Here is a 25,324-nt window from a genome sequence, read left to right on the forward strand (position 1 = left end):
GGCCGGGGCGGTGGAGGCGAGCACAGCGGGCGGGCGCCGGTAGGCTGACCGCGATCATGACGAACACCCGTACCGGTACCCACAGCGGCCCCGAGCTGCGCATGCCCGCCTCCGTCGCGGCCGCCCTGACCTGCCCTGTCTGCGGAGACCCCCTGGAACAGGGGCCGCACGGACTCTCCTGCGTGAGCGGGCACAGCTTCAACATCGCCCGCGAGGGCTACGCGGGCCTGCTCACCGGAGCGACCCCGCCCGGGACCGGGGACAGCAAGGACATGGTCGCCGCCCGCCTGCGCTTCCAGGCCAAGGGGCACTACGACCCCATCGGTCTGGCCCTGGCGGAGCAGCTCACGGGCACCGGTGCGGCCGGGTTCGCGGACGGGGGCGTCATCGTCGACGTCGGCGGCGGCACCAGCCACTACCTGAACCAGGTCCTGGACCAACTGCCCGCCGCGGTCGGCCTCACCACCGACGTCTCCAAGTTCGCCGCCCGCAAGGCCGCCAAGGCCCACCCCCGAAGCGGGGCCGTCACCGCCGACTCCTGGCGCCGCCTGCCCCTGGCCGACGACACCGCCGACGCGCTGCTCAACGTCTTCGCCCCGCGCAACGCCGCCGAGTTCCACCGTGTCCTCAAGCCTGAGGGTGTCCTGCTGGTCGTCACCCCGGCCGCCGACCACCTCACCGAACCCCGCGAGGCGCTGGGCCTGCTGGCCGTCGACCCCCGCAAGGACGAGCGCCTGGCCGAGGGCCTCAGGGACCACTTCACCCTAGATTCCAGCCGGGACCTGCGCTTCACCATGGAACTCGCGCACGAGGACGTGCTTACCGTGGTGGGCATGGGCCCCAGCGCCCGCCACGTCAGCCCCGAGGAACTCGCCGAACGCGTGGCGAAGCTTCCGGAACCCTTCCGCACCACCGCCTCGGTCCGCCTGGGCACCTACCGGCCGCTACTGCGGAACACCTGATCTGGAACGTCGTACCCGCGTCCTAGGCTGCCTTCCACTGTCTCGCTGACCGGAAGGCCCCCATGCCCAGGACTACCCCACCCCGCCCCGTGGACGTCGAGGAGCTCTTCCCCGAACTCCGCCCCTGGCGGCGCGAGGCGCTGCGCTTGCACCCGCGCCGGGGTAATCCCGCGGTCCACGAGAGCTCCGTGGGCGGTCCCCTGCTGTGGCCCGCCGACGAGCCCTGGCCCACCTGCGAGGCCGAACACGACCTCGGCAGGGACGAGGACGCCGTGGAGATCGAGGGGGCGCCCGACTTCGTCCCGGTGGTGCAGCTCCACCGGAACGACGCCCCCGGGGTGGAATTCCCGCCGGGGAAGGACCTCCTCCAGGTCCTGTGGTGCCCCTTCGACCCCCCGGGCCTCTACTGCCCGCTGCCCCGGGTGTACTGGCGCACCACCGCCTCGCTGGGCGAGGTGCGCTCCACCCCGCCCGCACCGGACGGGGCCAGAGCCGAGCACGTTCCCGCCCCGTGCGTGGTCCACCCCGAGCCGGTGGTCGACTACCCGAGCTGGGACCTGCCAGAAGATCTTTCTGACCAGTTGTCGGAGCGTTTCGAACAGCTGGAGAAGGAGACCGGGTGGCAATATGAGGACGAGTTGGCGGAGGCCCCCGGAATCAAGATGGGCGGGTACCCGAGCTGGACCCAGGACCCGCTCTGGCCCGAGTGCGAGGGCTGCGGGGAGACCATGGAACACCTGCTCACCGTCTCGAGCGTTGAGTACGACGGTGACGGCAGCAGTACCTGGATTCCGGTCGAGGACCGGGATGGTGGCGACCTGGACGTTCGTGACAGAGTCCAGCTGCAACGCCCGCACGGGCTGATGCTGGGCGACATGGGAGGTGTGTACGTCTTCGAGTGCCGCACCTGTCCGGACCGGCCCTTCACCCACCACTTCGACTGCTCCTAGGACCGGGCCCGCTCCGACGCCTGACGTCGGGGCGGGCCCGCCCTGTTCGCACGCAACAGGTCCGTCCCGGGGCAGCGGTGTGTGAACACGCTCGGTAGGCTGCCCGCCATGCGCCGTTTCTGCCTCCTCCTGCTGCCCGTACTGCTGTCCGGTTGTGCGGTGGCCCCCGACATCACGGCGGATGCCGGTACCTCCGAGGACCCGATCGAGGAGCGCCTGGTCGCCTTTCAGAAGTCCTACTACTCCGAGCCCTCCGCGATCAGCCCGGATGAGGATCTGCTGTGCCGAGGCGAACGCGCCGACGAATGCTTTGAGGACGGCGAACTGCGCTGGTCGCTGCCGCTGGAGGGCACCTACCTGCTGCGGGCCAACACGTACGAACCCCTGGGCCTGCACCACGCGGACACCGGTGCGCACAGCCTGGAGGGCATCTCGTGGCCCGGAGCGGGCCGGTTCGCCGCCGTGGAGATCGAGGGCCAGGGCACAGTGGTGTATGCGGAGAACACCCGGTTCCGCGCGTTGGACGCGACCACCGGTGAACAGCGCTGGCGGGTCGACCTGGGGGAGGCCCTGGACAGGGAAACCTTCCTGCACACCGGGTTGAGCGCCCTCCACCACTCCGGGGACGCCCTGCTCGCCCGCTTCGAGCGAGCGCTGGTGGTGGTGGACCCCGATGACGGGGAGGTGGAGACGGTGGTGCGGACGTCGCATCGCCTGGGAACGCTGACCTCGGTGGTGGACGGCCACGCCCTCTTCCGCAGCGGTGACCGGAATCCGTTGTTCACCTCGATCGACCTGGACCGGGGCGAGGTCGTCTGGACCGGGCTCGGACAGGACGACACCGAAGAAGACACCGAGAATGACGTTCTCGAATACGTGGGCGCCTACGGTCCCCACGCCTACCTCACCTGGATTGTCGGGCGCGACTCCGACCTGTTGGCACTGCACCGGTCGACCGGGTGGTTCGTCCGGGTCGACGCGCACACCGGAGAACTCGAACACCTGATTACGGACGGCTTCGAAGGGCTGCGAAGATCTTCGACGCTGTCCGGCGTTCATCCTGACGGCTACGTCGTGCTCAACTCGGAAGAGGCCGGGGTGCAGTACGCCTACGATTTCGCCGACGACGAGCTCCTGTGGGAGGGCGGAGCGAGGCGGGGTGGCCTGACCCCAGTGGAGACACGCTCCGGGCCAGCCTTCAGGCACCTGAACGGGACGCTCCTGGACGCGGCCACCGGAGAGCCGCTGAACGAGGGCACCGAGGTCGAGTCACTGGCAGAGGTGGCACCGCGGCGAGAAGCCCGCACCGGCCGTGACCAGGATCGGATGACCTCGTGGGTCGAAACCGGAGGGTATCGGGGAGGACCGGTGGGGCTGGGCACCTACGGGCTCCTGCGGACCGACGAGTTCGCCATGGCGCTGGCCTGCGCCCCCGACGGCGTGGGCGAGCCCGGCGCCCAGAGCGGGTACCAGGGAGTTCCTTGTGAGCGGCCTCGACTCTATACGGTCAACCTGGACGAGTGATACTCAGGATGCCTGCTGGCCGGATCGGCATGCGATCAGGTCAGCAAATAATCGGCTTGGCCGACGATGAGGTTGACGGATGGTCGGCCCAACCGATTCCGAGCTGACTGGTGACCGGCCGGGCTGCGGGGTTCAACGCCGGCCGGCGGGTACCAGGGCCGAGCATGCGGAGTCCTCGCAACGCAGCACTTCCGCGGAGTCCGGTTGTTTCTCCTCGCCGAGGCGCAGCCACGCCATCACCGGTCGGCCCCGATCGTCTACCCGCAGCGCCACCCACCCCGGGGCGGCCGGGTACGATCCCACCGTCGCCGACTCCGTCTCGGCGCAGGAGGCGTCGGTACAGCTCACGTACTCGATCGTGCGTGACTCCAGGTCGTGTCCGAGCAGCCGGGGCAGGCCCTGCGGGTCGAGGTCCATGGCCGGGGCGGGCCGGTTCCAGCCGGGGCCGAACACCTCCTCGGATGTGAAGCGCTCACAATGCTCGTCGGCGCAGTCCAGGAAGCGGACCGCCCCGTCCCGGGTATCCCGGTAGGCGATGGCCGGAGTGCCGTCGGGGCGTACCCGTACCTGTGCACCGGCGTGCCGCCGGTAGTTCAGGTCCGAGGTCCGGGTGATGCCGGAGGCTGGGACGAGGTTGGTCTCGGTCACTTCGGCGCATTTGGTCCCCGCACACGAGTACAGGGTGAGGGCGCCAGAGTCCGGGTTGTGAACGCTCACACGTGCGCTGCCGTCCGGGGCGACCGCGATGTCGACGAGTCCGCTGTACACGGTGCTCGGGAAACCCGATCTGCTCCAGAAGTACTCGGCGGTGTCCGTCAGCCCCGTGGCGGAGTAATGGCTGCAACGGGCGTTCTGGCACACGAACAGGGTGAGCGTCGCCTCATCGAAGTCTGATGAGGGGACGGCGCTGACCACGTGAGCGCGCCCGTCCCCCTCTTCCATCCAGACCTGGGTGTTGTCCTGCCAGTCCCAGATGGTCCGATCGCCGTCCGCGGAGTCCTCAGCCGCTTCCTGATCGCTGTCGGCCTCGCTCGGGGCGAGGAGGAGTACGTCGTCGTCGAGGCAGCCCTTCTTCCCGCCGCAGCCGTCCTTCTCCCAGATCACGGATCCGGGCGGATCGTCCTCAGAGTTGGGAAGCCTTACCGAGCGCAGACCGTCGTCGGTGATCATCGTCGGTCCGTTGGTGTTCGATTCACCGGAGGTATCGCACTCTTCGGAGGGGGCGCACAGGGCCGTATCTGAGCCCAGGACGACCACTGACCCGTCCGGTGCGAGCAGCAGAGAGGGCTCGTTGAGCGGGTTCTTGCCCGCGCTTGTAGACCACTGGTCGTATCGGGGGACGTCCCAGGGGCCGTCACTCACGGTGCGCTCGAACAGGGGAACGGGGACCCACAGCCAGACCAGGACTGCCCCGGCCAAGGCCGTCGGTGCCCAGCTCCGGATCGGGACCGGGCCTGTGACGAGGGCATGCCCGCCGGGGCCGACTTTGTCGTCCTCTTCGCCGTCCTCACCGGGCTCGCCGGGCCCGGGCAGGGTTCCCTGCTCGAACCGGTCCATGTCTCGGTGGAACAGCGCGGCCAGGGTGAGCGCTCGCGCGGAGAGGGTCAGACCGGCCACCGCCAGGGCCAGCACGAACATCGCGCCGCCGGGGCCCGTCACCCGGTCGAAGCCGATCTCGACCACCGCGAGGGTGGCGGGCGGAGCGAGCAGGCACAGGATCCATCCCCGCCGCAGGGGCCGGCGGAGCAGGACCGAGAGGACCTCGTGCCACGCGCCCGGGCCGAGGGCGACCCCGGCGAGGGGGAACCACAGCGGTGGCAGGGCGACGAACAGCAGTGACCAGACCGGCACGGCCCACACCGGGGACAGCGACTGGGAGAGCAACAGATACAGGCCCACCGGTGCCGTGAACGCCACCACCGTGGCGGGTAGCGTCCTGACCGCGTCGCGCAGGGCGGTGCGCAATGGCCGAGGCCGGTCGTCGTGGACCAGGGCTTGGAAGCCCACTGCCGCTGCCCAGGAGTAGGTCACCAGCACGATCAGCAGGACGACCGCGGCCAACGGGACCCACCCGGGCAGGATCTCCCGCAGCGGCGTGTACAGGTGCGGCTCGCCGTTGATCAGCACCCCGTGGTGGGACAGGAACCAGGGCGATGCCACCGCCAGGAGCATCGCCACGGCCACCGGGGGCAGGGCCAGGACGGCGAACACGATGCCAAGAAGTCCCCAAGGCAGGCGATCGAGATAGCCTTCCGGGAGGAGGGGCGCAGGAGGCCGTGCGGGGGCGTCGTCACTCGGGGTCATGTCGTAGGACCTTAGCGATCACCCGCCCGCACACTCGATCCGGGGCCGGTCCGGGGCCGAACCGGGGAGTGTGTCGTCGGAGACGGTTCGGGCCGCCTCACCTCGGGGTACGCCACCCTGCGTGAACGAACTGGTGACCCAACCCACCCGGCCCGCCACCCCCGGACTCGGCGTACACGGCGACTTCTCGGTCTGGGCGCCCCAGGCCCGCCGCGTACGGGTCCGCGTCGACGGAACCGACCACCCCATGGAACGCGCCCCTGACGGCTGGTGGCACGTCCGGGTGGCGGGCGCCGGACCCGGCTCGGACTACGCCTACCTCCTGGACGAGGACCCCCAACCCCTGCCCGACCCGCGCTCCCTGCACCAACCCCACGGGGTGCACGCACCCAGCCGGGTGTACGACCACGGAGCCCACGCCTGGGCGGACGGTGACTGGACCGGACGCCCGCTCGCCGGAGGCGTGATCTACGAACTCCACGTCGGCACCTTCACCCCCGAGGGGACCCTGACCACAGCCGTCGACCGCCTCGACCACCTGGTCGACCTCGGCGTCACCCACGTGGAGCTGATGCCGCTCAACGCCTTCGACGGCACCCACGGCTGGGGCTACGACGGCGTCCTGTGGGCCGCCGTCCACGAACCCTACGGCGGCCCCGACGCCCTCAAGGGGTTCGTCGACGCCTGCCACCGCCGGGGCCTCGCGGTCCTGCTGGACGTGGTCTACAACCACCTCGGCCCCTCCGGTGCCTACCTGCCGCGCTTCGGCCCCTACTTCTGCGGGGAGAACGCCTGGGGGCCCTCGCTCAACCTGGACGGGCCCGACTCCGATCCCGTCCGGCGGCTGGTCGTCGACGGCGCCCTGGACTGGTTGCGCCACTACCACCTGGACGGACTCCGCCTGGACGCGGTTCACGCCCTGCGCGACGACCGGGCCGTGCCGATCCTGCCCGAACTCTCCGCCGAGGCCGACGCCCTGGCCGCTGGTCTGGGCCGTCCGCTCTCCCTGATCGCGGAGTCCGACCGCAACGACCCGCGCACCGTCCTGCCCCGGGAGGCGGGCGGGCTCGGGATGACCGCCCAGTGGTCGGACGACCTCCACCACGCCCTGCACGTCGCCCTCACCGGCGAGAAACACGGCTACTACGCCGACTTCGACGGCCCCCAGGTCCTGGCCGAGACCCTGCGGCGCGTCTTCTGGCACGACGGCACCCCCTCCACCTTCCGCGGCAGGAGGCACGGGGCCCGGGTGGACACCGCCCTCGTCCCGGGCAGCCGCTTCCTCGGCTACCTCAGCACCCACGACCAGATCGGCAACCGTGCCCGCGGCGACCGTATGAGCGAACACCTCACACCCGGCCTGCTCACCTGCGGCGCCGCCCTCGTCTTCTGCTCGCCCTACACCCCGATGATCTTCATGGGCGAGGAGTGGGGAGCCACCACGCCCTGGCCGTTCTTCGCCTCGTTCACCGACCCCGAACTCATCGAGGGGGTGCGCAAGGGCCGCCGCCGCGAGTTCGCCGCCCTCGGCTGGGCCGATGAGGACATCCCCGACCCCATGGACCCGGCCACCCGCGACAGAGCGGTCCTGGACTGGTCCGAACCCGGGCACGAGCCGCGAAAGCTGGTCCTGGACACCTACCGCGCCCTGATCGCCCTGCGCCGGGCCGAACCCGAACTCTGCGACCCGCGCCTGGACCGGTTCGCCGTCCGCGCCAGCCAGGACGGCCGCACACTGGTGCTGACCCGCGGTTCGCTGCGCCTGGTCTGCAACCTCGGCCTCGAAGAGACCCGGGCGGAGCTGGACGCGGCCCCCGGGGAACTCCTGCTCGCCAACGGCGGTCCGCGGATCGACGGCACCGCGGTCAGCGTTCCGGGGGAGTCCTTCGCGGTGCTGCGGGTCTGAACACCGGAGCCGCCTACTCCACCGGCCCCCGGAAGTGCGCCTCGTCCAAACCGTGGGTCACGGAGACGAGCACGGAGTCAGGGGACCCGGGCAGATCGCACACCATGTCCGTGGTGTGGGTCCCGGCCTCTAGCTCCCCGAACGGCTCCCCTGCGGTGGCGGAGACCGTGTGCTCTCCGTAGGAGCACTGCGCCTCCAGGAACGCGGTTCCGAAGACCCGTCCCAGGTCCGGGACCTCCACGGTCAGAGTGAACTCCACCTGCCCCGGGGCGCCGAGGACGACGTCGTCCACCGTGTAGACGACGTCCTCCTCGACCCCGTCCTGGTACTCGTGCTCGTAGGCACCCACCGGGTACGGGAAGGCGGCGCCCTCACCGAAGGCGTACTCGTGCCCGGTCTCGCCGCCCTCATGCTCCTCCCCGGTGCCCTGCCCGGTCTCCTCCGGCGGGTCCACCGCTTCGGTCCCCGAGTCGGTGGCGGACTCGTCGGAGGCCGGCGGGCCCAGGGACACCTCCTGCTCCGGGGAACCGCAACCGGTGGCGAGCAGGATCGGCAGGGCCAGTATGTAAGGGATAGTGCGTTTCATCCCCCCAAGCTAGGTGAGGTGTCCCCGCTTTCGTGACTCCCTCCGGGGCCTCATCCGGCCAGAAACCGGAACACCGCCACCCACTGGTCCGGGGCCACCAGCCCCACCGGTGTGTCCGGTGCGATCCCCGCCTCTCGGAGAGCGGCCGCCACCCGCGCGGCCGGGTACGCCCGGCACAGCGAAGCCGAGAGCGATCCGCCCACCCCGCCGAAACCCAGTTCCACCATGCGCCGGTACTCGCCCCCGCGCGCCCGCGGCACCAGGGGTTCGGTGCGCCTGCGCAGTACCAGGACCCCGGCGTCCACGCGCGGCACCGGCCGGAAGCGGTCCCGGCTGATCCGTCCGGCCAGCCGCCAGGACCACCACGGCCAGGTCAGCACGGTCAACCTGCTCCACCTGCCGTAGACGCCGGTGCGCTTGCGCGCGTACTCCAGCTGGGTGACCAGGGTGGCCGAGGTGAGTTCCGGGGCCTCCAGACACCAGCGGACGATGTCAGCGGTCCGCGAGTAGGGGATGTTGCCGACCACCGCGAACGGCTCACGAGGAGGACGCGCGCGGGTGAAGTCGCCGTGCACCACCCGCACGCCCAGGGCCGGGTCCCGGTAGCGGTCGGCGAGCCGCGCGGCCAGCCGGGGGTCGAGTTCGTGGGCGACCACCTTCCGGGCTGCTGGGGCGAGGAACCGGGTGATGGCGCCGTCGCCGGGACCGACCTCCACCACGAGGTCCTCGGGGGCCACTCCGGCCAGTCGCACCACCCAGCGGGCGGTTCCTGGGTCGTTGAGGAAGTTCTGCGACAGGCGCCGCCGGTTGCCGCTGCGGTGGTTGCTGCGGTTGTCTGAACGGTTGCCCGAGCGATCGTTGCGGGAGGCGGAGCTCTGGTTTCGGGGAGTGCGGCGTGCCATGCGTGGTCCGTTCTGTCACCCCGAGGGGCGGCTGACGCGGACGGGCAGCACGAAGGGGCGCCTCACCCGGTGAGGGTGCGCGCGTGTGCCATGGGAGGCCCCTGGTCGCCCGTCCGAAGGGAAAGAGGACGTCGGCGGAACCTGGACCGGTACGCGTCTACGAAGTCACGTCTGGCAAGAGCCCCTGGCACCGCCGACGTCGCACCCGGGAAACGGGGCACGGAAACGGCGGTGCGCTCGGAGGGGTTCGGTTACCGGCCCAGCGGGGCGGACCGGAGACGGGTGTACGTGTAAGCGATCCTGGACCAGGCGTGCTGGCACTCGAAGATCGCCGCGAAAGCTGCCATGGGCAGAACGTTAGGACAGCCGCCAACGGCAGGGCAACGGGTTTTCCGGCTGTCCCGACCACCCCGCGTTCCCGGGAAATTCGGTCGCGTGCCCGCCATCGGCCGCGCGATACTCGGCCCCATGCCGAACTTCTCCGACTTCGACACCCGTCACTACCGGACCGTCGACGTGGCCACCGGCTACGACGGCTGGTCCAGCACCTACGAGGACTCCGTACTCGACGCCATGGACCTCGCACTCCTGGACGGGCTCACCGCCCCCGACTGGTCCCAGGCGCGCCGCGCCGCCGACCTGGGCTGCGGCACCGGCCGCACCGGGTCCTGGCTGCGCGGTCGGGAGGTGGAACACGTCGACGGGGTGGACCTGAGCGCCGGGATGCTCGCCCTGGCCGAGAAGCGGGGCGCCCACGACACCCTCACCCAGGGCGACGTCCGCGCCACCGGTCTGCCGGGTAACACCTACGACCTGGTCATCGCCTCGCTTATCGACGAGCACCTGCCCGACCTCGCACCCTTCTACGCCGAGGCCTGGCGGCTGACCAAACCGGGCGGGCGCTGTGTACTGGTCGCCTACCACCCGCAGTTCATCATGGCCTCGGGGATGCCCACCCACTTCACCGACGCGTCGGGTGAGGAGGTCGCCATCACCACGCACGTGCATTTGATCGGCGACCACGTACGGGCCGCCCTGGCCAGCGGGTGGCAGCTGGAGGAGCTGAACGAGGCGGTCGTGGACGACGGCTGGGTGGCGGCCAAACCCACGTGGGAACGCTTCCGTGGCTACCCGATCTCGGCCGCGTTCGTGTGGGTCCGACCCGCCTGATCGACCAACATCTCGCCCCAATGCTCTTGGTGGCGCGTGATGTAGGCGGCGGCCGCGCCCCAGTGGTCGGCGTGCCCCTCGGCGTGCAGGCGGGCCCAGGGCTGCTGGCCGGTCCGCGCACCCTCCTCCAGGACCTCGAACATGCCGCGCACCCGCCGCAGGGCGGCCCCTGGAAGCGCCCGGCGCTGGTCGGCGTCACAGCCGTAGCCGTCAGCCAGTGCCCGCAGCCGCAGCCCGTCGACCTCGGGATCACCACCCTCATGGAGTGGAACGAACCCGTGCGCGGCGTAGCCGAGGTCGCCCATCCGGCTGCCCGGCCCGGCCCCGTCCCAGTCGATGAGGCACCAGGATTCCGGCCCGCCCCCGGGGTCGCGGACCAGGTTCCAGGGGGCCAGGTCGTTGTGGCAGATCACCTCGGGCTCCTCTGGTGGGAAGACCGATTCCCACTGCGCGTCGGCCGCGGGCCGGTAGTCGGCGGTGAGGTCGTGCAGCTGACGGACCATCGCACCCAGCTCGCGGAGTTCGTCGGTGGTCATGGGCGGCATCCGGTCGGCCAGGGTGCCGGGGACGAAGGCCAGCCGCTGGTAGCCCCGGGGCCGCTCGCCGTAGGTGATCGGAGAACCGGAGTAGCCGCGCATGTGCAGGTAGCGCAGCAGGGAGGTCACGGCGGGGGAGGAGCGAAGCCAGGGTTTGCGCACGGTGGCGCCGATCCGCAGGACCTGGTCGGAGACGTTCCCGCCCTCCAGGACCTCGACGTCTTGGGTGTCGTCCTCGAGGGCAGGGAAGGGGGCGTAGGGGGAATGCTCGGAGTGTGTCACGCGGCCATCCTCACCGCCCGGCCCTGCCGCGTCCAGCGGTTTGTTGGGCGAAGACTCTCAATCGATTGGTCGATCGGTTAGCCTGGTTCCATGGCAGAACCGGTCGACCAGGAATCCGAGCGGGAACCCGCTCCCGCCCCCCGCAAACGCCGCCCGGCCACCGCGCGCGAGGCCAAGGCTCTCGGTCACCCGCTGCGCCTGCGCATCCTGCGGCTGTGCCTGACCAGGGAGCTCACCAACCGCGAGCTCGCCGACCGGCTCGACACCAATCCTGGAACCGTGCTCCACCACGTGCGCACACTGGTCAACGCGGGTCTGCTCACGGCCGCACCGGTCCGCACCGGGGCCAGCGGAGCCCTGGAGAAGCCCTACCGTGCCACCGACGAGTCCTGGTGGCTCGACGGCCCGCTCCAGGACCTGCCACCGGAGGAACGGACGTCCCCGATCACCGCCCTGACCGATGAACTGGACGAGGCCGGGCCGGAGGCGGTGCGCACCTACGCCAGGTTCGCCCTGCACCTGAACGACGAGGAGGTGGCCGAGCTGGACCGGCGCATCCTCGCCGTCCTCGACGAGTACGTGGCCACCGACGACCAGCGCCTGGACCGCCCCGTCCACGGCGGCGCGTTCCTGCTGTACCGCTCCCCGGACGCCTAGTCCCCTCTCCCGGGATGATCTTGCTACCAGAGGCTAGTTCGGCGCCGAACTAGCCTCTGGTAGCAAGATCACGGGGAATATGGGGGTTTCGGAGGCACCGGACAGGCTACCGGTCGGGTTTCGGTCCGTGGGGGTGTCGCCCCGCGCCCGCACCCATCGATCCTCGACGTCCTTCGGCGTGGGCGCAGGAGTTCCTAAAAAAGGGCTTCCATCTAGTGCGTTGAGGGATCCCCGGAGCTCTCGGCGGCGTCGAGGGCGGTGTCGTCGATCCGCAGCAGTGGGATCACCAGGGTGAGGATCAGCAGCCCCATGACGAAGAACATGGTCTGCGTGCCGATGATCTGCGCGAGCAGACCGCCCACGCCCGCGCCCAGCGGCCGGGTGCCCCAGGCCAGCAGCCGGTAGACGCTGTTCACCCGGCCCAGCAGGGCGCCCGGGGCCATACGTTGGCGCAGGGACACGGTGATCACGTTCCACACCATGATCCCGATCCCGCCGACCACGAAACCCAACCCCACCAGCCACACGTTGGTGGTCAGCCCCGGGGCCAGCGCCAGCAGGGCGAACGGCAGGACGGACAGCCACAGGACGCGGGCCTGGCCCAGTGCCCGCTCACACCACTCGGCGGCGAACGCTCCGATCAGGCTGCCCGCGGCGAACACGGAGAACAGCAGGCCGAAGGCGGCCTCGGTGAGGCCCAATGAGGAGCCCGGGCCCACCGCGTACACCACGAGCAGGGTGAACACCGCGCTCAGTGCGAAGTTGGAGACCCCGGCCAGCACGGCGAAGGTGCGTAGGACGCGGTGGGACCACAGGAACCGCACCCCTTCGGCGATGTCGGCGCGCATGCTGGTGGGTGGTCCGGTGCGGTTGATCCGGAATCGGCCGCGGACCAGGAGCAGGGCGCCCACGGCGGCGAGCCACAGTGCTCCGGGGGTGAGCAGGGCCAGGGCCAGGCCGACCGCGACCAGGGCGCTGCCCAGGGGAGGGCCGACGAATTCGTTCGCGGCCATCTCCATCCCGTACAGGCGGCCGTTGGCCCGGGAGAGCTGGTCGCGGCGGACGAGCTGGGGCAGGATCGACTGCGCGGTGGTGTCGTAGAGGGTCTCGGTGGTGCCCAGGAGGAAGGCGACCGCGTAGATCAGCCAGATCGATCCGAGGTCGAGGCTCACGCCGAGGAGCAGGGCGAGGACCAGGGCGCCGCGCACGGTGTTGGCGCCGAGCATCGCCCAACGCCGGTCCAACCGGTCGGCCAGGGCCCCGGCGGGCAGGGCGAACAGGAGCCAGGGCAGGCTCAGGGCGACGCCGACCCCGCCGATCAGCAGTGGGGAGTCGGTGAAACGCAGCGCCAGCAGGGGCAGAGCCACCTTCAGGACGCCGTCGGCGAGGTTGGAGAGTCCTGAGGAGGTCCACAGCCGCCAGTAGTCACCACCCAGAGGGCCGTGGGTGGTCGTGGTGTCGTCGTGAGGGGCGGATCCTTGGTTGTCGACCATGAATTGAGATTGGCAGATGGATTGAGAAAATTCAATCGATCAGCGAAAGTCGATCGGCTCGCCTTCCCGAGTCAGCTGCCATGCGGGACTGATGAGGGTGATGGGACCCCGGGGACGGGGCCGCCGGGCCAGCGGGGCACCACGAACAACCTCACGTTCCGCTCGTCCCCGGAGGCTGGCCGCGGGGCTGCTTCAGAAGAAGGCGCGGTGCCTCAGAAGAACTGCCACGGTCCCTTCGGGGGCCGTTGGCCCTCGCCTGGCTCGGACCAGTCGCACACCCCCGCCGAGAACACCTCCCGGGCGCGCTCGGCCTGATCCTCGTCGAACACCATCGGATAGGCGGTCTCGTCGAAGTCGGTCAGGCGGCACTTGACGATGTCGGAGGCGATCGGACCGCCCGCCGCGATCCTCGGTGACCCGTACGTGGGGAAGGCGTTCGCGCAGCGGTCACCTTGCCCGCCGGGCAGCGGCAGCTGCGGGGTGACCACCCGTTCGTCCCCGATCCAGCAGGAGTCCGCGAGCCACTCCGGGCGGGCCTGGCGCAGATGCTCGATCGGGGCCCCGCCCGGGTAGGCGCGGGAGCTCTCGGCGGCCGCGGTCACCCAGGCGTCGAGTTCGGTCAGGGCGCGTCCGGCCACCGGCTGGTCGGCGGAGAACACGCCGCCCCGGTGCGCCTCCACCAGCATCACGTGGTTGTCGGCGGTGCCGTTGGCGGCCAGCAGCCGGTCGCGGGTGCTGAAGGAGTGGTAGCGCATGTGGATGTCGCCGTTCGCGGCGTGGTCCTGGTAGGGGCGGTGGTCCACGATCGGGATGTCGGCGAGCCCGCCACCGGTGTGCAGCAGCCGTCCGCTGTCGTAGGCGGCCGCAATCGCCTCCGCGTCGCCCCTGGTGCGTTCGGCGGTGACCCGGCCGTCCTGGTCGAACCCGCCCACGTGCTCGTTCAGGTGCAGGAACTCGTCGACGTCCAGGGTGCCGTCCAGCAGCGCTGCCAGTCCGTACTGGATTCCCACGTTGTCCAGCGGGCGCCGGGGCAGGCCGGTGTCCGGGTCCGTGCCGTAGACGTTGCGTGCGTGGGAGAAGACGTCGCAGCGGGCGCCGTCGGGGTTGTCCTCGGGGTGGTAGCGCTGCTCGGCGGGCAGAGCGGCCGGGCACACCCCCTGCGGGTCGATCCGGGCCGCTGCGTCGGCCATCGCGCCGATGCCCTCCCAGGTGCCGAACCCGGACACCGCGCGCTGCTGCTCCCTGGACAGGGCACCCGGGTGCGTCTCGGCGTAGGAGCGCAGCAGGAGGGCGTCGCTGACCGCGGGCACGGTCGAGAACCCCACGTCCGGGTAGCTCTGGGAGACCACGATCCCGTCGAGCAGCCCCGGGTAGTTGTCGGCGATCTGGTGTGACTGGTAGGCGCCGCCGGAGGCGCCCCAGCCCAGGGTGTGGTCGGGGACCCCGTGGGAGAGGACGAACCGCTCCTTGACCGCGTTCATGGTCTCGGCCGCCAGCAGGTCGTCGCAGTTGGTGCCGAAAACGTTCAGCGAGGCGGAGGCCACCGCGTACCCCTGGGCGAGCATGCCGTGGTCCAGCACTCCGGCGGTCCGGTTCCCCTGGACGAACCAGCCGCCCGGGCAGCCGCCGCCGAACTTGTACACCAGGCGCCGGTTCCAGCCCTCGGGCGAGATCCACGGGTCGGGCCCGGGCTCGCGCGTGTCGTGCAGGACGGCCGTCTCGTACACGGCCCGGTTGGCGGTTCCGGTCTCCACCCGCACCGTGTACGGGACCTCCTCGCCGGTGGAAGTGACGGTGGTGGCCACGTCCGAGGGCAGGCGACCGCCCTCGGGTAGCGGGGCGAAACCGCCGCCGGTGGTGCGGTACACGTACCCCACCACGGTCTCCACCGAGCAGTGTTCGTCGGTCGGCGCACCCAGTCGGCCCTCCCTGGCGAGTCGGAAGTCCTCGGTCTGACAGATGAACGGCTTCTGGTGCGGGCCGGAGAACACCGGGCCGGTGCTCGGGTGGTTGGTGACCACGACCCGGGCGGGTGCGGGTGAGCCGGGGCTCTCAGCTTCGGCGACGGTATCGGGGATCCAGGCCGTCAACGTGCTCTTTCCCTCGGGCAGGTCCTTGACCAGACCCTCCAGCACGTGGCCGTCGCCGGGCAGGTAGACGGGGCGCAGGGACTCGGTGACGTCGGTGCCGTTTGCTTGCAGTCGCACCTGATGGGGCTCGATCGGGGCAGGAAGAGCCACCCGGACCAGGACGGTTCCGCCCATGACGGTCTCCGGACCCGAGGACAGCACGCTCAGGTCCAGTTCGCCGGGGGACTCGGCCTCTGGAGGCTGCATAGGAGCGGCGGACGGGGGCAGTGTCAGTGCCGTGGCCTGCTGGAGCAGTGGAGCGCCAGATACGGTGAAGGCGGTGGCGGTGACCGCTGCCCCCACCCCCAGGGCTATCCGGTCCCATCCGGCCCTCACCAGGCGTCCCCCGGGACCGCCGGTGAACCTGCCCTCGTGAAGGGCTTGGGACTTTGGTGGTGCTGGTGACCGCTGTCGCACGGGGTGATGTTCTCCGCCTGGCATGAGCAGGAGTGGGGGACACACCGGAGATGAGGCGGGCTTTGCGCTCCCATGCCGCCACCGATACCCCGATCGCGGACAAAAACACCAAAGGCCCGGTGACCACATCTGTCCACCGCGCCGTCCGTCCACGGCGCTGGCCGCTGTGGCCGCCGGACCTCAGCCAGACCTGTGACAGGAACTGGCGGGAACCGGTCAGGACCGGTGGATCTCCCGCCCTGTCAGCCTGGCCGGGGTGATCTTCAGAACCTGGTCGCGCGGGCCCTCCACCCAGGGCTGGGGCAGCCGGCCCTGGGGGATGCGTTCCAGCTCTCCGCTGTCACGGACCCACCGGCAGCGTCCGGAGGCCAGCACGCTCCACCCCTCCCGCCGCTCGTCGTCGAAGTGGTCGACCTGGAAGGCCGCGTATCCCCGCGCGTAACGCATGATGGTTCCGGCCAGCGTGGACCGGAAGATGACGGTGTCGTTGAGCAGGGTGTAGTTGACCGGGAGCACTGTCGGTGCGGCGTCCCCCTCGATGGTGAACGCCACCCGCCCGATGTCCCGTGTGGACATCAGGTTGAAGCAGGTCTGGCGCTCCAGAATGGTGAACCTCGCCCGCTCGTTGTCAGCCAGGTCGGTACCGATCAGCAGCCGTTCGTCCTCGCCGAGCTGCTCGGCGCCCTCCGCCGCCTCGGCGGACTGCCGCTGCTCCGGGGGCGAGGTCGGCCCCACGACCCAGTCCCGTCCGTGCGCCGACGCATCGGCACCGCTTGTTCCAGCCATCACAAGCCCCCCGAAGATTGGTGCCTTCTGTTCCTGCCCTCGCCATCCTCGCTGGTCGCGGCCGCGAAGGCAGCAGCCACGAGTCCCTGAACCGGTGGCGAAGGTCCTCCCTTGCGCATTACCCGCCGGGACACTCGCCTCAAACAGAAAGGGACGTTCGCCTCATACGGTGGCAAGCATCGACGCCTAGGCTGGAGGTGCACCGTCAAGGCGCGCAGCGGAGGCCGCGGGGCTCGACCCCGGGGACGTGCCGCGGCCCGTTCTCAGTTGCCTCACAATGGGCAGGGACGGGTTACCCACAACCCAGGGCGGCCAGGCCGCCTCAGGTCACCACATCCAGCGCTGAGGAGGTGCGCACCTGATGGGCGGCGACAAAGCGATCAGGGTGTTCCTGGTGGACGACCACGAGATCGTCCGACGAGGGGTCGGATCCCTCCTGGACGACGAGGACGGCATCGAGGTGGTCGGCGAAGCCGGAACCGCTGCGCAGGCCCTGGCCAGGGTCTGCGCACTCGAACCCGACGTGGTCGTGCTCGACGTGCGGCTCCCCGACGGGGACGGTGTCACGGTCTGCCGGGACATCCGCTCGATGCTCCCGAACACCCGGATGCTCATGCTCACGTCCTACTCCGACGACGAAGCGCTCTACGGCGCCGTCATGGCGGGGGCCTCCGGCTACATCCTCAAGCAGATCCACGGAACCGACCTGGTCGGTGCCGTTCGCACGGTCGCCCAGGGGCGCTCCCTGCTCGACCCCGAGTCCACCACACGCATGCTCAAACGCCTGCGCGACGAGGCCGGGCGCAAGGACCCGCTGAGCGAGCTCACCGATCAGGAGAAGCGCGTCCTGGAGCTCATCGGCGAGGGCCTGACCAACCGGGAGATCGGCGCCAGGATGTACCTGGCGGAGAAGACCGTGAAGAACTACGTCTCCCGCGTCCTGGCCAAACTCGGCATGGCCCGCCGTACTCAGGCGGCCGCCTACGCCGTGCGCCTGTCCATGAACGAGAGCGCCTGACCTGTACGCGCCACGGCTGGGGGCGTTTCGGGGAACACCCCGGCTGGCCCGTGTGCGGGTTCACTGGTGTGACATGGCCACGACAGTGCTTCGGCACGTGTCATGTTTGAGTAGCCGGGCTGGATAGGGCAGAGTGAGCGCAACCTTTCTCCGCCGCGAACCGAGGTAGCCCGATGAACCTGGTCGCCGTCGTCCTGGCCGCGGTCGCCGCGCTGGTCCACGTGTACATCTTCTTCCTGGAGTCGTTCCGCTGGACCGCGCCGAGCACGCGCAGAACCTTCGGGATGTCCGCGCAAGCAGCTGAGACAACTCGCGAACTCGCCTACAACCAGGGTTTCTACAACCTGTTTCTGGCGATCGTCACCGTGGTCGGCCTGGTCCTGTGGCCGACGATCCCCGCCGCCGGGATCGCCCTGATCCTGGCAGGCACGGGATCCATGGCCGCCGCTGCCCTCGTCCTGGTCACCCGGGACAGCCGCAAGATGCGTGCCGCGATGGCTCAGGGGGTCATCCCCGCCCTCGCTGTCGTCTCCACTCTGCTCACGCTCTGAAGCCCTTCGTTGCCGCGCAGGGATGAGGGCCCACGCGTCTAAGCGGGCTCGTCTTCGGTGGAGTGCCGGATCGGTGCCGACCACTCCACCACGGTGCCCTCGCCGGGCCCGGAGACCACCGACATCGCCCCGCCCAGCTCCTCGGCGCGCGAGGCGGTGTTGCGCAGGCCGCTGCGGTTCACCCCCTCCTGGATGCCGCGACCGTTGTCGGACACCCGCAGGACCACCTGGCCGTCACCGACCGACAGCTCCACGTCCACCGAGGTGGCCTCCGAGTGGCGGGCCGTGTTGGACAACAGTTCGCGTAGCACCGGGACCAGATGCTCGCCGGTCCGCTCGTCCACCGCGTTGTCCACCGGTCCCTGGGTGAGCAGCCGCGGCGCGAACCCCAGGGTCTCCGTGGCGGTGTTGACCACCTCCAGCACCTGGGAACGCAGCCACGACGAGTCGTCCTCCGCGGAACTCTGCAAGGCGAAGATCGTGGACCGGATCTGCCGGATGGTGTCGTCCAGGTCGTCCACCGCCCCCTGCACGCGCTGGGACGAGGTGGAGTCGTCGATCCGCCGCACGGTACCCATCAGGGTGATGGCCGTCGCGTACAGGCGCTGGATGACCGTGTCATGCAGGTCCCGGGCGATCCGGTCCCGGTCCTCCAGCACGCTCAGCCGCTCGGAGTCCAGCCGTGCCTCAGCCAGTTCCAGGGCCACCGCGGCCTGGTTGGCGAACGACGACAGCATGCTCAGCCAGCTGTTCTGGAAGGGCTCCCGGTCCCGGTCGCGGGCCAGCACCAGGACGCCCCGGGCGCCGTCGGGCGGGCCGAAGGGCAGTACCAGCACGGGGCCCACCCCCATCCGGGTTAGGAAGCCGACGCCGAGGTGCTCGAACTCGGAGACGTCGGTGCGCACCGGGGTCCCGCTCAGGTAGACCCGGCCGAGCAGGGTGTCGGCCTCCCGGGTGAGGGTGGCGCCCCGCGCCCCGGCGGCCAGTGATTCGCACTGGTCCTCGGGGCCGTCCCACACACGCACGGTGAGCGTCTCGGGCTCCTCGCCGGGCATGGCGATCACGCCGATGTCGGCGTGCGCCATCAGCCGCGCCCGCCGCGCGACCAGCCGCAGGACCTCCTCGGGGGCCGCGCCGGACAGCAGCCGGGTGGTGATCTGCCCGGAGGCGTCCAGCCAGGTCTCCCGGCTCTGGGTCTGCGCGAAGAGCTGCGCGTTCTCGATCGCGGTACCCGCCGCGGTGGCCAGGGCCCGCAGCAGGAGTTCGTCGTCCCCGGTGAACTCCGCGCCATCGGTCTTGTCGGTCATGTACAGGTTGCCGAAGACCTGGTCACGGATCCGGATCGGCACTCCCAGAAAGGTGTGCATGGGTGGGTGCCCGGCGGGGAACCCGCGCGACTCGGGGTGGTCGCGCACGTCCCGCAACCGCAGGGGTGCGGGTTCCTTGATGAGCAGCCCGAGAATGCCTTCGCCCTTGGGCCAGTGGTCGATGCACGCGATCTCGTGCGGTTCCAGGCCCACGGGGATGAACCGGCTCATGTTCCCGTCGGACCCGATCACCCCGAGCGCCCCGTACCTGGCCTTGACCAGACTGGTGGCGGTCTCGGTGATCCGCATCAGCAGGGGTTCGAGTTCCAGCCCCTCCCCGATGGAGACGACGGCCTCCAGCAGCGAGTGGATGCGCTCCTGGGTTCGGGAGATCTCGGACATCCGGGACCGGACCTCGTCGAGCAGGTCGTCCAGGCGCACCTGCGGCAGCGACAGACGGTCCTGCCCGAGGTGGTCGTTCGGATCGCCGTCTGTCTCACGCATGGGCGACTCTTTCCGGCTGTTGTTCAAGGGCTGCCACCGAGTCTAGGCCCGTGTTCCCCGGCCCCGCGGTCGCCTCCGCATCTCCGAAGTGCCCCGATTCGACCTCCCTGACCAGTCGGTTCTCCCATCTGTGCCGCCACATCCGGCAAGAGGCCAAGGTCCCCTTTCGCCAGGGTCCTTTGCCCCCGAAGAACAGACAGAAGGCCCCGGCCCGCAGGCACGCCCCCGTCAGCCTTTCCTGAGGATGAAGGGAGCATCCCGCACTGCCCGGGACCCTGTCCCGAGCCCTGATCACCACAGGACCTGGTCCAGTCGTCTCTGGACCGTTGACCCCTCTCCCAAGAGCTCAGCACCGATCAATTCAGTTCGCCTGAGGACTCGCACACTCAGGTCGAGGGCTCCAGCGATGGGCGTCAGGTCCACCGGGCCCAGAGCTTGGACGTTGAGAGTGGACAGCGTGGGAATGTCCCGGACCCATGCGGGGACGGAAACGGTCAGGCCTGGTTCCAGTGACTCAAGGTGAAGGTTGCGAAGGTGCTGAAGACGTGTGAGCACGCGGGCATTATCCGTTGCGGTCCGCAATCTCAGCCGTAGCTGTGAAAGGTGTTCCAGATCGACCAATACTCCGAGTTCCAAAGAATGGGTCTCCGAATTAGATCGGTGGATGAATTTGGTCAGGCTTGCAGTTTGACTCTCCAGGCCATCGATCTGGTTTAGGGGAAGAGTGTTGAAGAGGCGGATTGAGTGCAGTCTGCCCGGCACCTTAGTCAAGGATGAGAGATTTTTCAGAGGTACTTGTGTGTAGGCCAGGTCCCGGACTCCAGGCGGGAGCAGCTCGTCCAGGGGAATGCGAGGCAATCCTCTGATCATGTCCAACTTTTCCAGATATTTGAACTCGTGCAAAATTTCCGGATCGGGCAGAGTATTCAGGTGGCTTAAATACAATTTCTTCAAACGGCTTCGGGCAAGCGGACCCATCGAAGCTGCTGAAGCTTCTCCCTGTAGGAGTAGTACTTCGAGGCGGGGGAGATCACTCAAAGGTGAGAGATCGATACCGTGCCATGACTCCCTGTCGAAAGGGCGGACGTCGACCCGCGTTACTTGCCGGAGCTTTTCGATACCCCGAAGGGTGTCTCCATCTCGTCCCTGAATACAGGCTCGGGGCGTGGCTGGCAGATATGAGGTGAGGAAATCGATCCGTTCGGCGGGCACCGGAAGGTAGTAATCATTCTGGTGGGGCTCCATCTGGGGGAGGAACGTTGCGGCCAGATCTTCGCCCATATCGCTCCACCAGGATCGCTGGGCCGCGCGGCGAACATGTTCGGTTCGGAAGCGCATCGCGTCCCCGATCAGCGAGACCGACCCCGGGCCTCCGATCAGTGAGGCCGCCTCGATGGTTTTTACGGCCTGGCGGGCGTTCCGCGGCGGGGCCTTGGCCAGCAACGGCAGCGCGGACTCACCGATCAGGCTGAGGGCGTGAACGTGCTCCTTCGTTCTCGGCGGAAGGATGCTGCGAACTCGCTCCTCCACCTCTTCCCGGAGGCGCTGGGTCAGCTGCGGTGAGGTCTCCAAACAGGCGAAGGCCACCAGTAGCAAACGATCATGGTGCTTCCTGACCTGGTCGGCCCGTTCCAACAGTCCGCTGATCAGCTCTTCCCGCTGTGTGGGGGTGGCGTGACCGGCGGCCATGACCACCACCTCGTGCCATTGATCGTCGTGAGCCTTGTTGATCAGCAGCGGGAAGCTGTCTTCTTCCACGATCGCCTTCGCAGCGAGGTACTCCTCGAAGGTGCGGTGCAGGAAACTCACCCGGTCAACTGTGGGGCACTGGAGTAGCCCGCTGCGGATGATCAGATGGGTGAAGACTTCCTCTGGGGCCTCCTTCACTCGGTGCATACCAGCCAGCACTCTGGCGACCTGGCGTTGCGCAGTTCTGATCGGGGCGTCCGAGCTACCGTTGATGATGAGCCACTGGGCTAGCTCTTGGAGCAGCAACACCAGTTCCTTGCGGGACAGCTCCAATCCCTCGATCCCGCGCTGCTGGTCGCGGTCTTTGAGCAGCATCGCCAGGGCAGCCTCGTACACCTCCATCCGGTCCCGGGGCAGTGAGGTATGCCGGTCTCGGTACAGGGCGCACAACAACGCGCACAAGAGCGGGGTCGACGCGATCGCGCGCAAGTGTCTCTGACTCATCACCTTGCGGGTGAGTTCCTGTTCATAGGTGGTGAGGAGCTCACGTTCAGCCTTATCGGTTACCTCGCTGCGCACCGCTTGGTGCCAGTGGTGAATGAAAGAGCGAACGTCGTCGTCGGTGAGTGGTTGGAGTTCGGCACTGACGAATCCGTCCGCCTCCAACCACGATTCCTTAGCGGCACCTGGTCTGGTGGTGACCACGTATCGACAGCCGGGGAAGTCGGCTATCAGGTCCCGTAGCCAACAACGGGCCGTCTCACGTTGGTTGTGCGGGAGTTCGTCCACTCCGTCGACCAGGATGATACCTCTGCCCGTCGCAAGGACACCGGTCACCCAGCCCTCGGGCGCTTGGTTGGCCAGGTGGCGGCCGGTATGCTGGACAAAGTCAGCGGGTTCGGGGAGTTTTTCGCCCACGTACTGACGCAGAGGAACCATGAAGGGGATAAGGCCGTTCCAGGAGGACATTGCCTCCGGGAAGTCGCCTCGACTGGCCCGAACACCCACCCAGCGCAACAGCGTGGTCTTTCCCGTTCCGGCCGGACCACGTAGAAAGGTGCGTCGGTGTGAGGCCAGTGCGTGCTCAACCCTCAGGTCACCGGTGGTGAAAAGGGCAGCCAACAGATCTTCCAGAGGCGCACGCTCATGCACTTTCATCTCCGATGTCGGAGACACTCTCAGGCTCAGGTAAGCCAATGTCAGCGGGTAACTCCGGGTGCTTGCGTCCGTTCCGAACAACTCCAGGACGTCCCAGCGCTCCGCCGCCTTTCTCCGATAGGCCGTCTCGAACGCCGCCTCGGTGTCCTCCTTCCGGCCCACCTCCTTCGGGATGCGGTCCAGGAGCTCGTCGAGCTTGCCCAGGATGAGGGTTTCCCTACGCAACAGCTCGGTGAAGGCGCCTGCTTGGAAGCGGGGGAGGGTTTTCAGAGTCGCCATCACGTAGGCGCAGGACTCCGGAAGCACCCGGTCGTACAGGGCCACCGCCACGCCGCTGAGGTCGCGGGTGGCTCTGGGCGTCTTGCCGCGGACGTAGCGCTCCAGGTAGAGCGGGTCCAGGTCCTGTTCGAAGAGGATGCGGTCGGTCAGTCCGGCCCGTTCGAAGGTGTCCGCGACGGCCAGCACCGCCGCTTCGCGCTCGTTGTCCGCCAGCCCGTGGAACTCGTGTTCGAGGTAGCCGAGCACCCTCTCGGCGATGCTCTCCTCGATTTCGGCGAACTTACGTTCCAGCCTGCGCTGGTCGCGTCTGCCGGTGACCTTCTCCTGGACCAGGTCCACGACGGTGGTGGCGGCGTTCTCCGCGATGGGGTTGCCGATCCAGATCCCACAGGCGGCCTTGACGACCGCGACGCCCAGTTTGAGCGCGGCTTCGTACACGAGGGGTACTCCGGGAGGTAAGAGAAACAGGGGGCCATTTCCAACCCTAGGACGGCGAAGGCCGTTTCGGGCGTTGTCCACAGCCTGAGCCGGCCTCAGTTTCTGACATATGCCAAGTCAAGGAGGTCGGGAAGAGAGGACGAAAAGGCGGACGGGCCGGGGCGGCGTGTGCCGTCCCGGCCCGTCCTCGGGGGATTGGGGGTTCGGGGGTTGCGGGGGCTCCCAGAAGGTCGACCGTCGATCGACGACGGTCAACCGGTCACTTGGTCACCTTGGCGGAGATGGTGTCCAGGTCGTCGTTGCTGGTCTCCCTGCTGACGATCAGCGCGCCCAGGGTGATCGTGGCGACCAGGATCAGGTAGCCGCCGACCCAGGCCAGGCCGAAGGTGGCCGCGAGCCAGGTCGCGATGTAGGGCGCGAACGAGGCGCCCAGCAGGCTGGCCAGGTTGTAGGCGGCCGATGCACCGGTGTAGCGCACCCTGGTCGGGAACAGCTCCGGCAGGACCGCGGCCATCGGGCCGAAGGTCAGGCCCATCAGGGACAGGCCGATGATGAGGAAGGCCATCACCCCGACGGTGCTGCCGCTGCCCAGGAGCGGGCCCATGGCGAAGCCGAACACGATGATCGCGCTGGTGACCGTGATCAGGACGGGCTTGCGGCCGAATCTGTCGGCGAGCAGCCCGGAGATCGGGGTGAGGATTCCGAAGAACACCACACCGATGAGTAGGAAGACCAGGAAGTCGGTGCGCGCGTAGCCCAGGCCGGTCTCGGGGTCGGTGCCGAAGCCCAGGGAGAACACCGTCATCAGGTAGAAGAGCACGTACGTGGCCAGCATGATGAGGGTGCCGATGACCACGGCGGGCCAGTTGTGGCGGAAGACCTCGACGATGGGGGTCTTGACACGCTCGCCGGAGGCGATGACCTTGGCGAAGGCCGGGGTCTCGTGCAGGGTCAGCCGGACCCACAGGCCGACGATGATCAGCACGGCCGAGAGCAGGAACGGGATGCGCCAGCCGTAGGCCAGGAAGGCCTCGTCGCTCATCGCCTGGCTCAGGAGCAGGAAGACGCCGTTGGCGAGGAAGAAGCCGATCGGTGCGCCCAGCTGCGGGAACGTGCCGTAGAAGCCGCGTTTGCCCGCGGGGGCGTTCTCGGTGGCCAGCAGTGCCGCGCCGCCCCACTCGCCGCCCAGGCCCAGGCCCTGGCCGAACCGGCACAGCGCCAGCAGCAGCGGGGCGGCCACGCCGATCTGTGCGTAGGTGGGCAGCAGGCCGATCGCGATGGTGGCGATCCCCATGGTCAGCAGGGACGCCACCAGGGTCGCCTTGCGGCCGATCCGGTCGCCGAAGTGGCCGAACACCCAGGAGCCGATCGGACGGGCCACGAAGGCGATGGCGAAGGTCGCCAGCGACTGCAGGCGAGCCGCCGTCATGTCGCCCTCGGGGAAGAACAGGTAGGGGAAGACCAGGACCGCGGCGGTCGCGTAGATGTAAAAGTCGTAGAACTCGATGGACGTGCCCACGAGGCTCGCCGTGAGGACCTTCCGCTTCGGGTTGGTCGGTGGCTCGGCCGTCTCGGCTTGTGGCCGTTTCGGTGCCGGAGTGTCTTCGGCGACGTCCGTCATTGGAAGTTCTTTCCAGGTCAGTGCGGGTTGATGGATGGATGCTAGCTCCCGCGGACACTATGTGGAACTTCTGTCTCAGGATATGGACTTATGGTGTGATTGTGGTAGTTACGTGATGCGGGGGTGGAAAACGGAAACCCCGGCCGCATCGGTGT

At 69.0% G+C, this 25,324-nt stretch carries 18 protein-coding genes; 8 read left to right on the plus strand and 10 right to left on the minus strand.

The genetic code is table 11. The features are described from left to right. The first annotated feature begins 56 nt into the window (after positions 1 to 56). The 3 genes from D457_RS0107500 to D457_RS0107510 all read left to right on the plus strand — a co-directional run bounded on the left by D457_RS0107500 (position 57) and on the right by D457_RS0107510 (position 3,436). Positions 57 to 962 carry a putative RNA methyltransferase gene (locus tag D457_RS0107500; protein WP_017580032.1) on the plus strand — a complete coding sequence of 302 codons (906 nt, stop codon included), beginning with the start codon at positions 57 to 59 and terminating at the stop codon, positions 960 to 962. 62 nt (positions 963 to 1,024) lie between these two features. After that, the gene (locus D457_RS0107505; RefSeq protein ID WP_026116433.1) at positions 1,025 to 1,912 is read left to right on the plus strand and encodes a YwqG family protein; all 888 of its coding nucleotides are present in this window, start codon (positions 1,025 to 1,027) and stop codon (positions 1,910 to 1,912) included. 108 nt (positions 1,913 to 2,020) lie between these two features. Next, positions 2,021 to 3,436, plus strand: a complete 1,416-nt coding sequence (locus D457_RS0107510; RefSeq protein WP_017580034.1) for an outer membrane protein assembly factor BamB family protein — start codon at positions 2,021 to 2,023, stop codon at positions 3,434 to 3,436. Between the two features lie 132 nt (positions 3,437 to 3,568). Here the strand turns inward: D457_RS0107510 and D457_RS0107515 are convergent, their stop codons facing one another. Continuing rightward, positions 3,569 to 5,740: a hypothetical protein gene (locus D457_RS0107515; protein ID WP_152514172.1), complete on the minus strand. Its 2,172-nt coding sequence runs from the start codon at positions 5,738 to 5,740 to the stop codon at positions 3,569 to 3,571. Between the two features lie 121 nt (positions 5,741 to 5,861). Here D457_RS0107515 and treZ point away from each other — a divergent pair, with 121 nt between their 5' ends. After that, the gene (gene treZ, locus D457_RS0107520; RefSeq protein ID WP_017580036.1) at positions 5,862 to 7,646 is read left to right on the plus strand and encodes a malto-oligosyltrehalose trehalohydrolase; all 1,785 of its coding nucleotides are present in this window, start codon (positions 5,862 to 5,864) and stop codon (positions 7,644 to 7,646) included. Between the two features lie 13 nt (positions 7,647 to 7,659). Here the strand turns inward: treZ and D457_RS0107525 are convergent, their stop codons facing one another. Both D457_RS0107525 and erm read right to left on the minus strand, forming a co-directional pair. Continuing rightward, the gene (locus D457_RS0107525; protein ID WP_017580037.1) at positions 7,660 to 8,232 is read right to left on the minus strand and encodes a hypothetical protein; all 573 of its coding nucleotides are present in this window, start codon (positions 8,230 to 8,232) and stop codon (positions 7,660 to 7,662) included. Between the two features lie 50 nt (positions 8,233 to 8,282). Continuing rightward, positions 8,283 to 9,134, minus strand: coding sequence for an ErmE/ErmH/ErmO/ErmR family 23S rRNA (adenine(2058)-N(6))-methyltransferase (gene erm, locus D457_RS0107530; protein WP_017580038.1), 852 nt, complete (start codon positions 9,132 to 9,134; stop codon positions 8,283 to 8,285). A 468-nt stretch (positions 9,135 to 9,602) separates the two neighbouring features. Between erm and D457_RS0107535 the strand changes: the two genes are divergently transcribed. Next, positions 9,603 to 10,304 (plus strand): class I SAM-dependent DNA methyltransferase, encoded by a 702-nt coding sequence (locus D457_RS0107535; protein WP_026116434.1) that lies wholly within the window; start codon positions 9,603 to 9,605, stop codon positions 10,302 to 10,304. On the opposite strand, the gene D457_RS0107540 is transcribed toward D457_RS0107535, so the two are convergent. Continuing rightward, positions 10,262 to 11,122, minus strand: a complete 861-nt coding sequence (locus tag D457_RS0107540) for a phosphotransferase enzyme family protein (protein WP_017580040.1) — start codon at positions 11,120 to 11,122, stop codon at positions 10,262 to 10,264. The genes D457_RS0107535 and D457_RS0107540 overlap by 43 nt on opposite strands. A gap of 90 nt (positions 11,123 to 11,212) precedes the next feature. Between D457_RS0107540 and D457_RS0107545 the strand changes: the two genes are divergently transcribed. Continuing rightward, positions 11,213 to 11,779 (plus strand): helix-turn-helix domain-containing protein, encoded by a 567-nt coding sequence (locus tag D457_RS0107545; protein WP_017580041.1) that lies wholly within the window; start codon positions 11,213 to 11,215, stop codon positions 11,777 to 11,779. Positions 11,780 to 11,991: 212 nt separating this feature from the next. On the opposite strand, the gene D457_RS0107550 is transcribed toward D457_RS0107545, so the two are convergent. The 3 genes from D457_RS0107550 to D457_RS0107560 all read right to left on the minus strand — a co-directional run bounded on the left by D457_RS0107550 (position 11,992) and on the right by D457_RS0107560 (position 16,604). Further along, complete coding sequence (locus D457_RS0107550) at positions 11,992 to 13,272, minus strand: MFS transporter (protein ID WP_017580042.1); 1,281 nt, start codon at positions 13,270 to 13,272, stop codon at positions 11,992 to 11,994. 212 nt (positions 13,273 to 13,484) lie between these two features. Next, positions 13,485 to 15,737 (minus strand): DUF6351 family protein, encoded by a 2,253-nt coding sequence (locus D457_RS0107555; protein ID WP_193374455.1) that lies wholly within the window; start codon positions 15,735 to 15,737, stop codon positions 13,485 to 13,487. Between the two features lie 297 nt (positions 15,738 to 16,034). Then, entirely contained in the window at positions 16,035 to 16,604 is a 570-nt protein-coding gene (locus D457_RS0107560) for a pyridoxamine 5'-phosphate oxidase family protein (RefSeq protein ID WP_026116436.1), read from the minus strand. 361 nt (positions 16,605 to 16,965) lie between these two features. On the opposite strand from D457_RS0107560, the gene D457_RS0107565 reads away from it, so the two are divergent. Both D457_RS0107565 and D457_RS0107570 read left to right on the plus strand, forming a co-directional pair. Then, positions 16,966 to 17,622: a response regulator gene (locus D457_RS0107565; protein WP_017580045.1), complete on the plus strand. Its 657-nt coding sequence runs from the start codon at positions 16,966 to 16,968 to the stop codon at positions 17,620 to 17,622. Between the two features lie 173 nt (positions 17,623 to 17,795). After that, positions 17,796 to 18,173: a DUF1304 domain-containing protein gene (locus tag D457_RS0107570; RefSeq protein ID WP_017580046.1), complete on the plus strand. Its 378-nt coding sequence runs from the start codon at positions 17,796 to 17,798 to the stop codon at positions 18,171 to 18,173. Positions 18,174 to 18,211: 38 nt separating this feature from the next. Here D457_RS0107570 and D457_RS0107575 read toward each other — a convergent pair whose 3' ends face one another. The 3 genes from D457_RS0107575 to D457_RS0107585 all read right to left on the minus strand — a co-directional run bounded on the left by D457_RS0107575 (position 18,212) and on the right by D457_RS0107585 (position 25,169). Beyond that, positions 18,212 to 19,984 (minus strand): sensor histidine kinase, encoded by a 1,773-nt coding sequence (locus D457_RS0107575; protein WP_017580047.1) that lies wholly within the window; start codon positions 19,982 to 19,984, stop codon positions 18,212 to 18,214. Positions 19,985 to 20,275: 291 nt separating this feature from the next. Further along, positions 20,276 to 23,548 (minus strand): NACHT domain-containing protein, encoded by a 3,273-nt coding sequence (locus D457_RS0107580; protein ID WP_017580048.1) that lies wholly within the window; start codon positions 23,546 to 23,548, stop codon positions 20,276 to 20,278. 259 nt (positions 23,549 to 23,807) lie between these two features. Then, positions 23,808 to 25,169, minus strand: a complete 1,362-nt coding sequence (locus tag D457_RS0107585; protein WP_017580049.1) for an MFS transporter — start codon at positions 25,167 to 25,169, stop codon at positions 23,808 to 23,810. Positions 25,170 to 25,324 lie beyond the last annotated feature (155 nt).

The organism is Nocardiopsis valliformis DSM 45023, assembly GCF_000340985.1.
GTDB classification, from domain to species: domain Bacteria; phylum Actinomycetota; class Actinomycetes; order Streptosporangiales; family Streptosporangiaceae; genus Nocardiopsis; species Nocardiopsis exhalans.

Coding starts and splice junctions, on each gene's coding strand:
- D457_RS0107525 (WP_017580037.1), bottom strand. CDS start 8,232: ATGAAACGCACTATCCCTTACATACTGGCCCTGCCGATCCTGCTCGCC.
- D457_RS0107515 (WP_152514172.1), bottom strand. CDS start 5,740: ATGACCCCGAGTGACGACGCCCCCGCACGGCCTCCTGCGCCCCTCCTC.
- D457_RS0107510 (WP_017580034.1), top strand. CDS start 2,021: ATGCGCCGTTTCTGCCTCCTCCTGCTGCCCGTACTGCTGTCCGGTTGT.
- D457_RS0107505 (WP_026116433.1), top strand. CDS start 1,025: ATGCCCAGGACTACCCCACCCCGCCCCGTGGACGTCGAGGAGCTCTTC.
- D457_RS0107560 (WP_026116436.1), bottom strand. CDS start 16,604: ATGGCTGGAACAAGCGGTGCCGATGCGTCGGCGCACGGACGGGACTGG.
- D457_RS0107565 (WP_017580045.1), top strand. CDS start 16,966: ATGGGCGGCGACAAAGCGATCAGGGTGTTCCTGGTGGACGACCACGAG.
- D457_RS0107570 (WP_017580046.1), top strand. CDS start 17,796: ATGAACCTGGTCGCCGTCGTCCTGGCCGCGGTCGCCGCGCTGGTCCAC.
- D457_RS0107545 (WP_017580041.1), top strand. CDS start 11,213: ATGGCAGAACCGGTCGACCAGGAATCCGAGCGGGAACCCGCTCCCGCC.
- erm (WP_017580038.1), bottom strand. CDS start 9,134: ATGGCACGCCGCACTCCCCGAAACCAGAGCTCCGCCTCCCGCAACGAT.
- D457_RS0107535 (WP_026116434.1), top strand. CDS start 9,603: ATGCCGAACTTCTCCGACTTCGACACCCGTCACTACCGGACCGTCGAC.
- D457_RS0107550 (WP_017580042.1), bottom strand. CDS start 13,272: ATGGTCGACAACCAAGGATCCGCCCCTCACGACGACACCACGACCACC.
- D457_RS0107500 (WP_017580032.1), top strand. CDS start 57: ATGACGAACACCCGTACCGGTACCCACAGCGGCCCCGAGCTGCGCATG.
- D457_RS0107575 (WP_017580047.1), bottom strand. CDS start 19,984: ATGCGTGAGACAGACGGCGATCCGAACGACCACCTCGGGCAGGACCGT.
- D457_RS0107585 (WP_017580049.1), bottom strand. CDS start 25,169: ATGACGGACGTCGCCGAAGACACTCCGGCACCGAAACGGCCACAAGCC.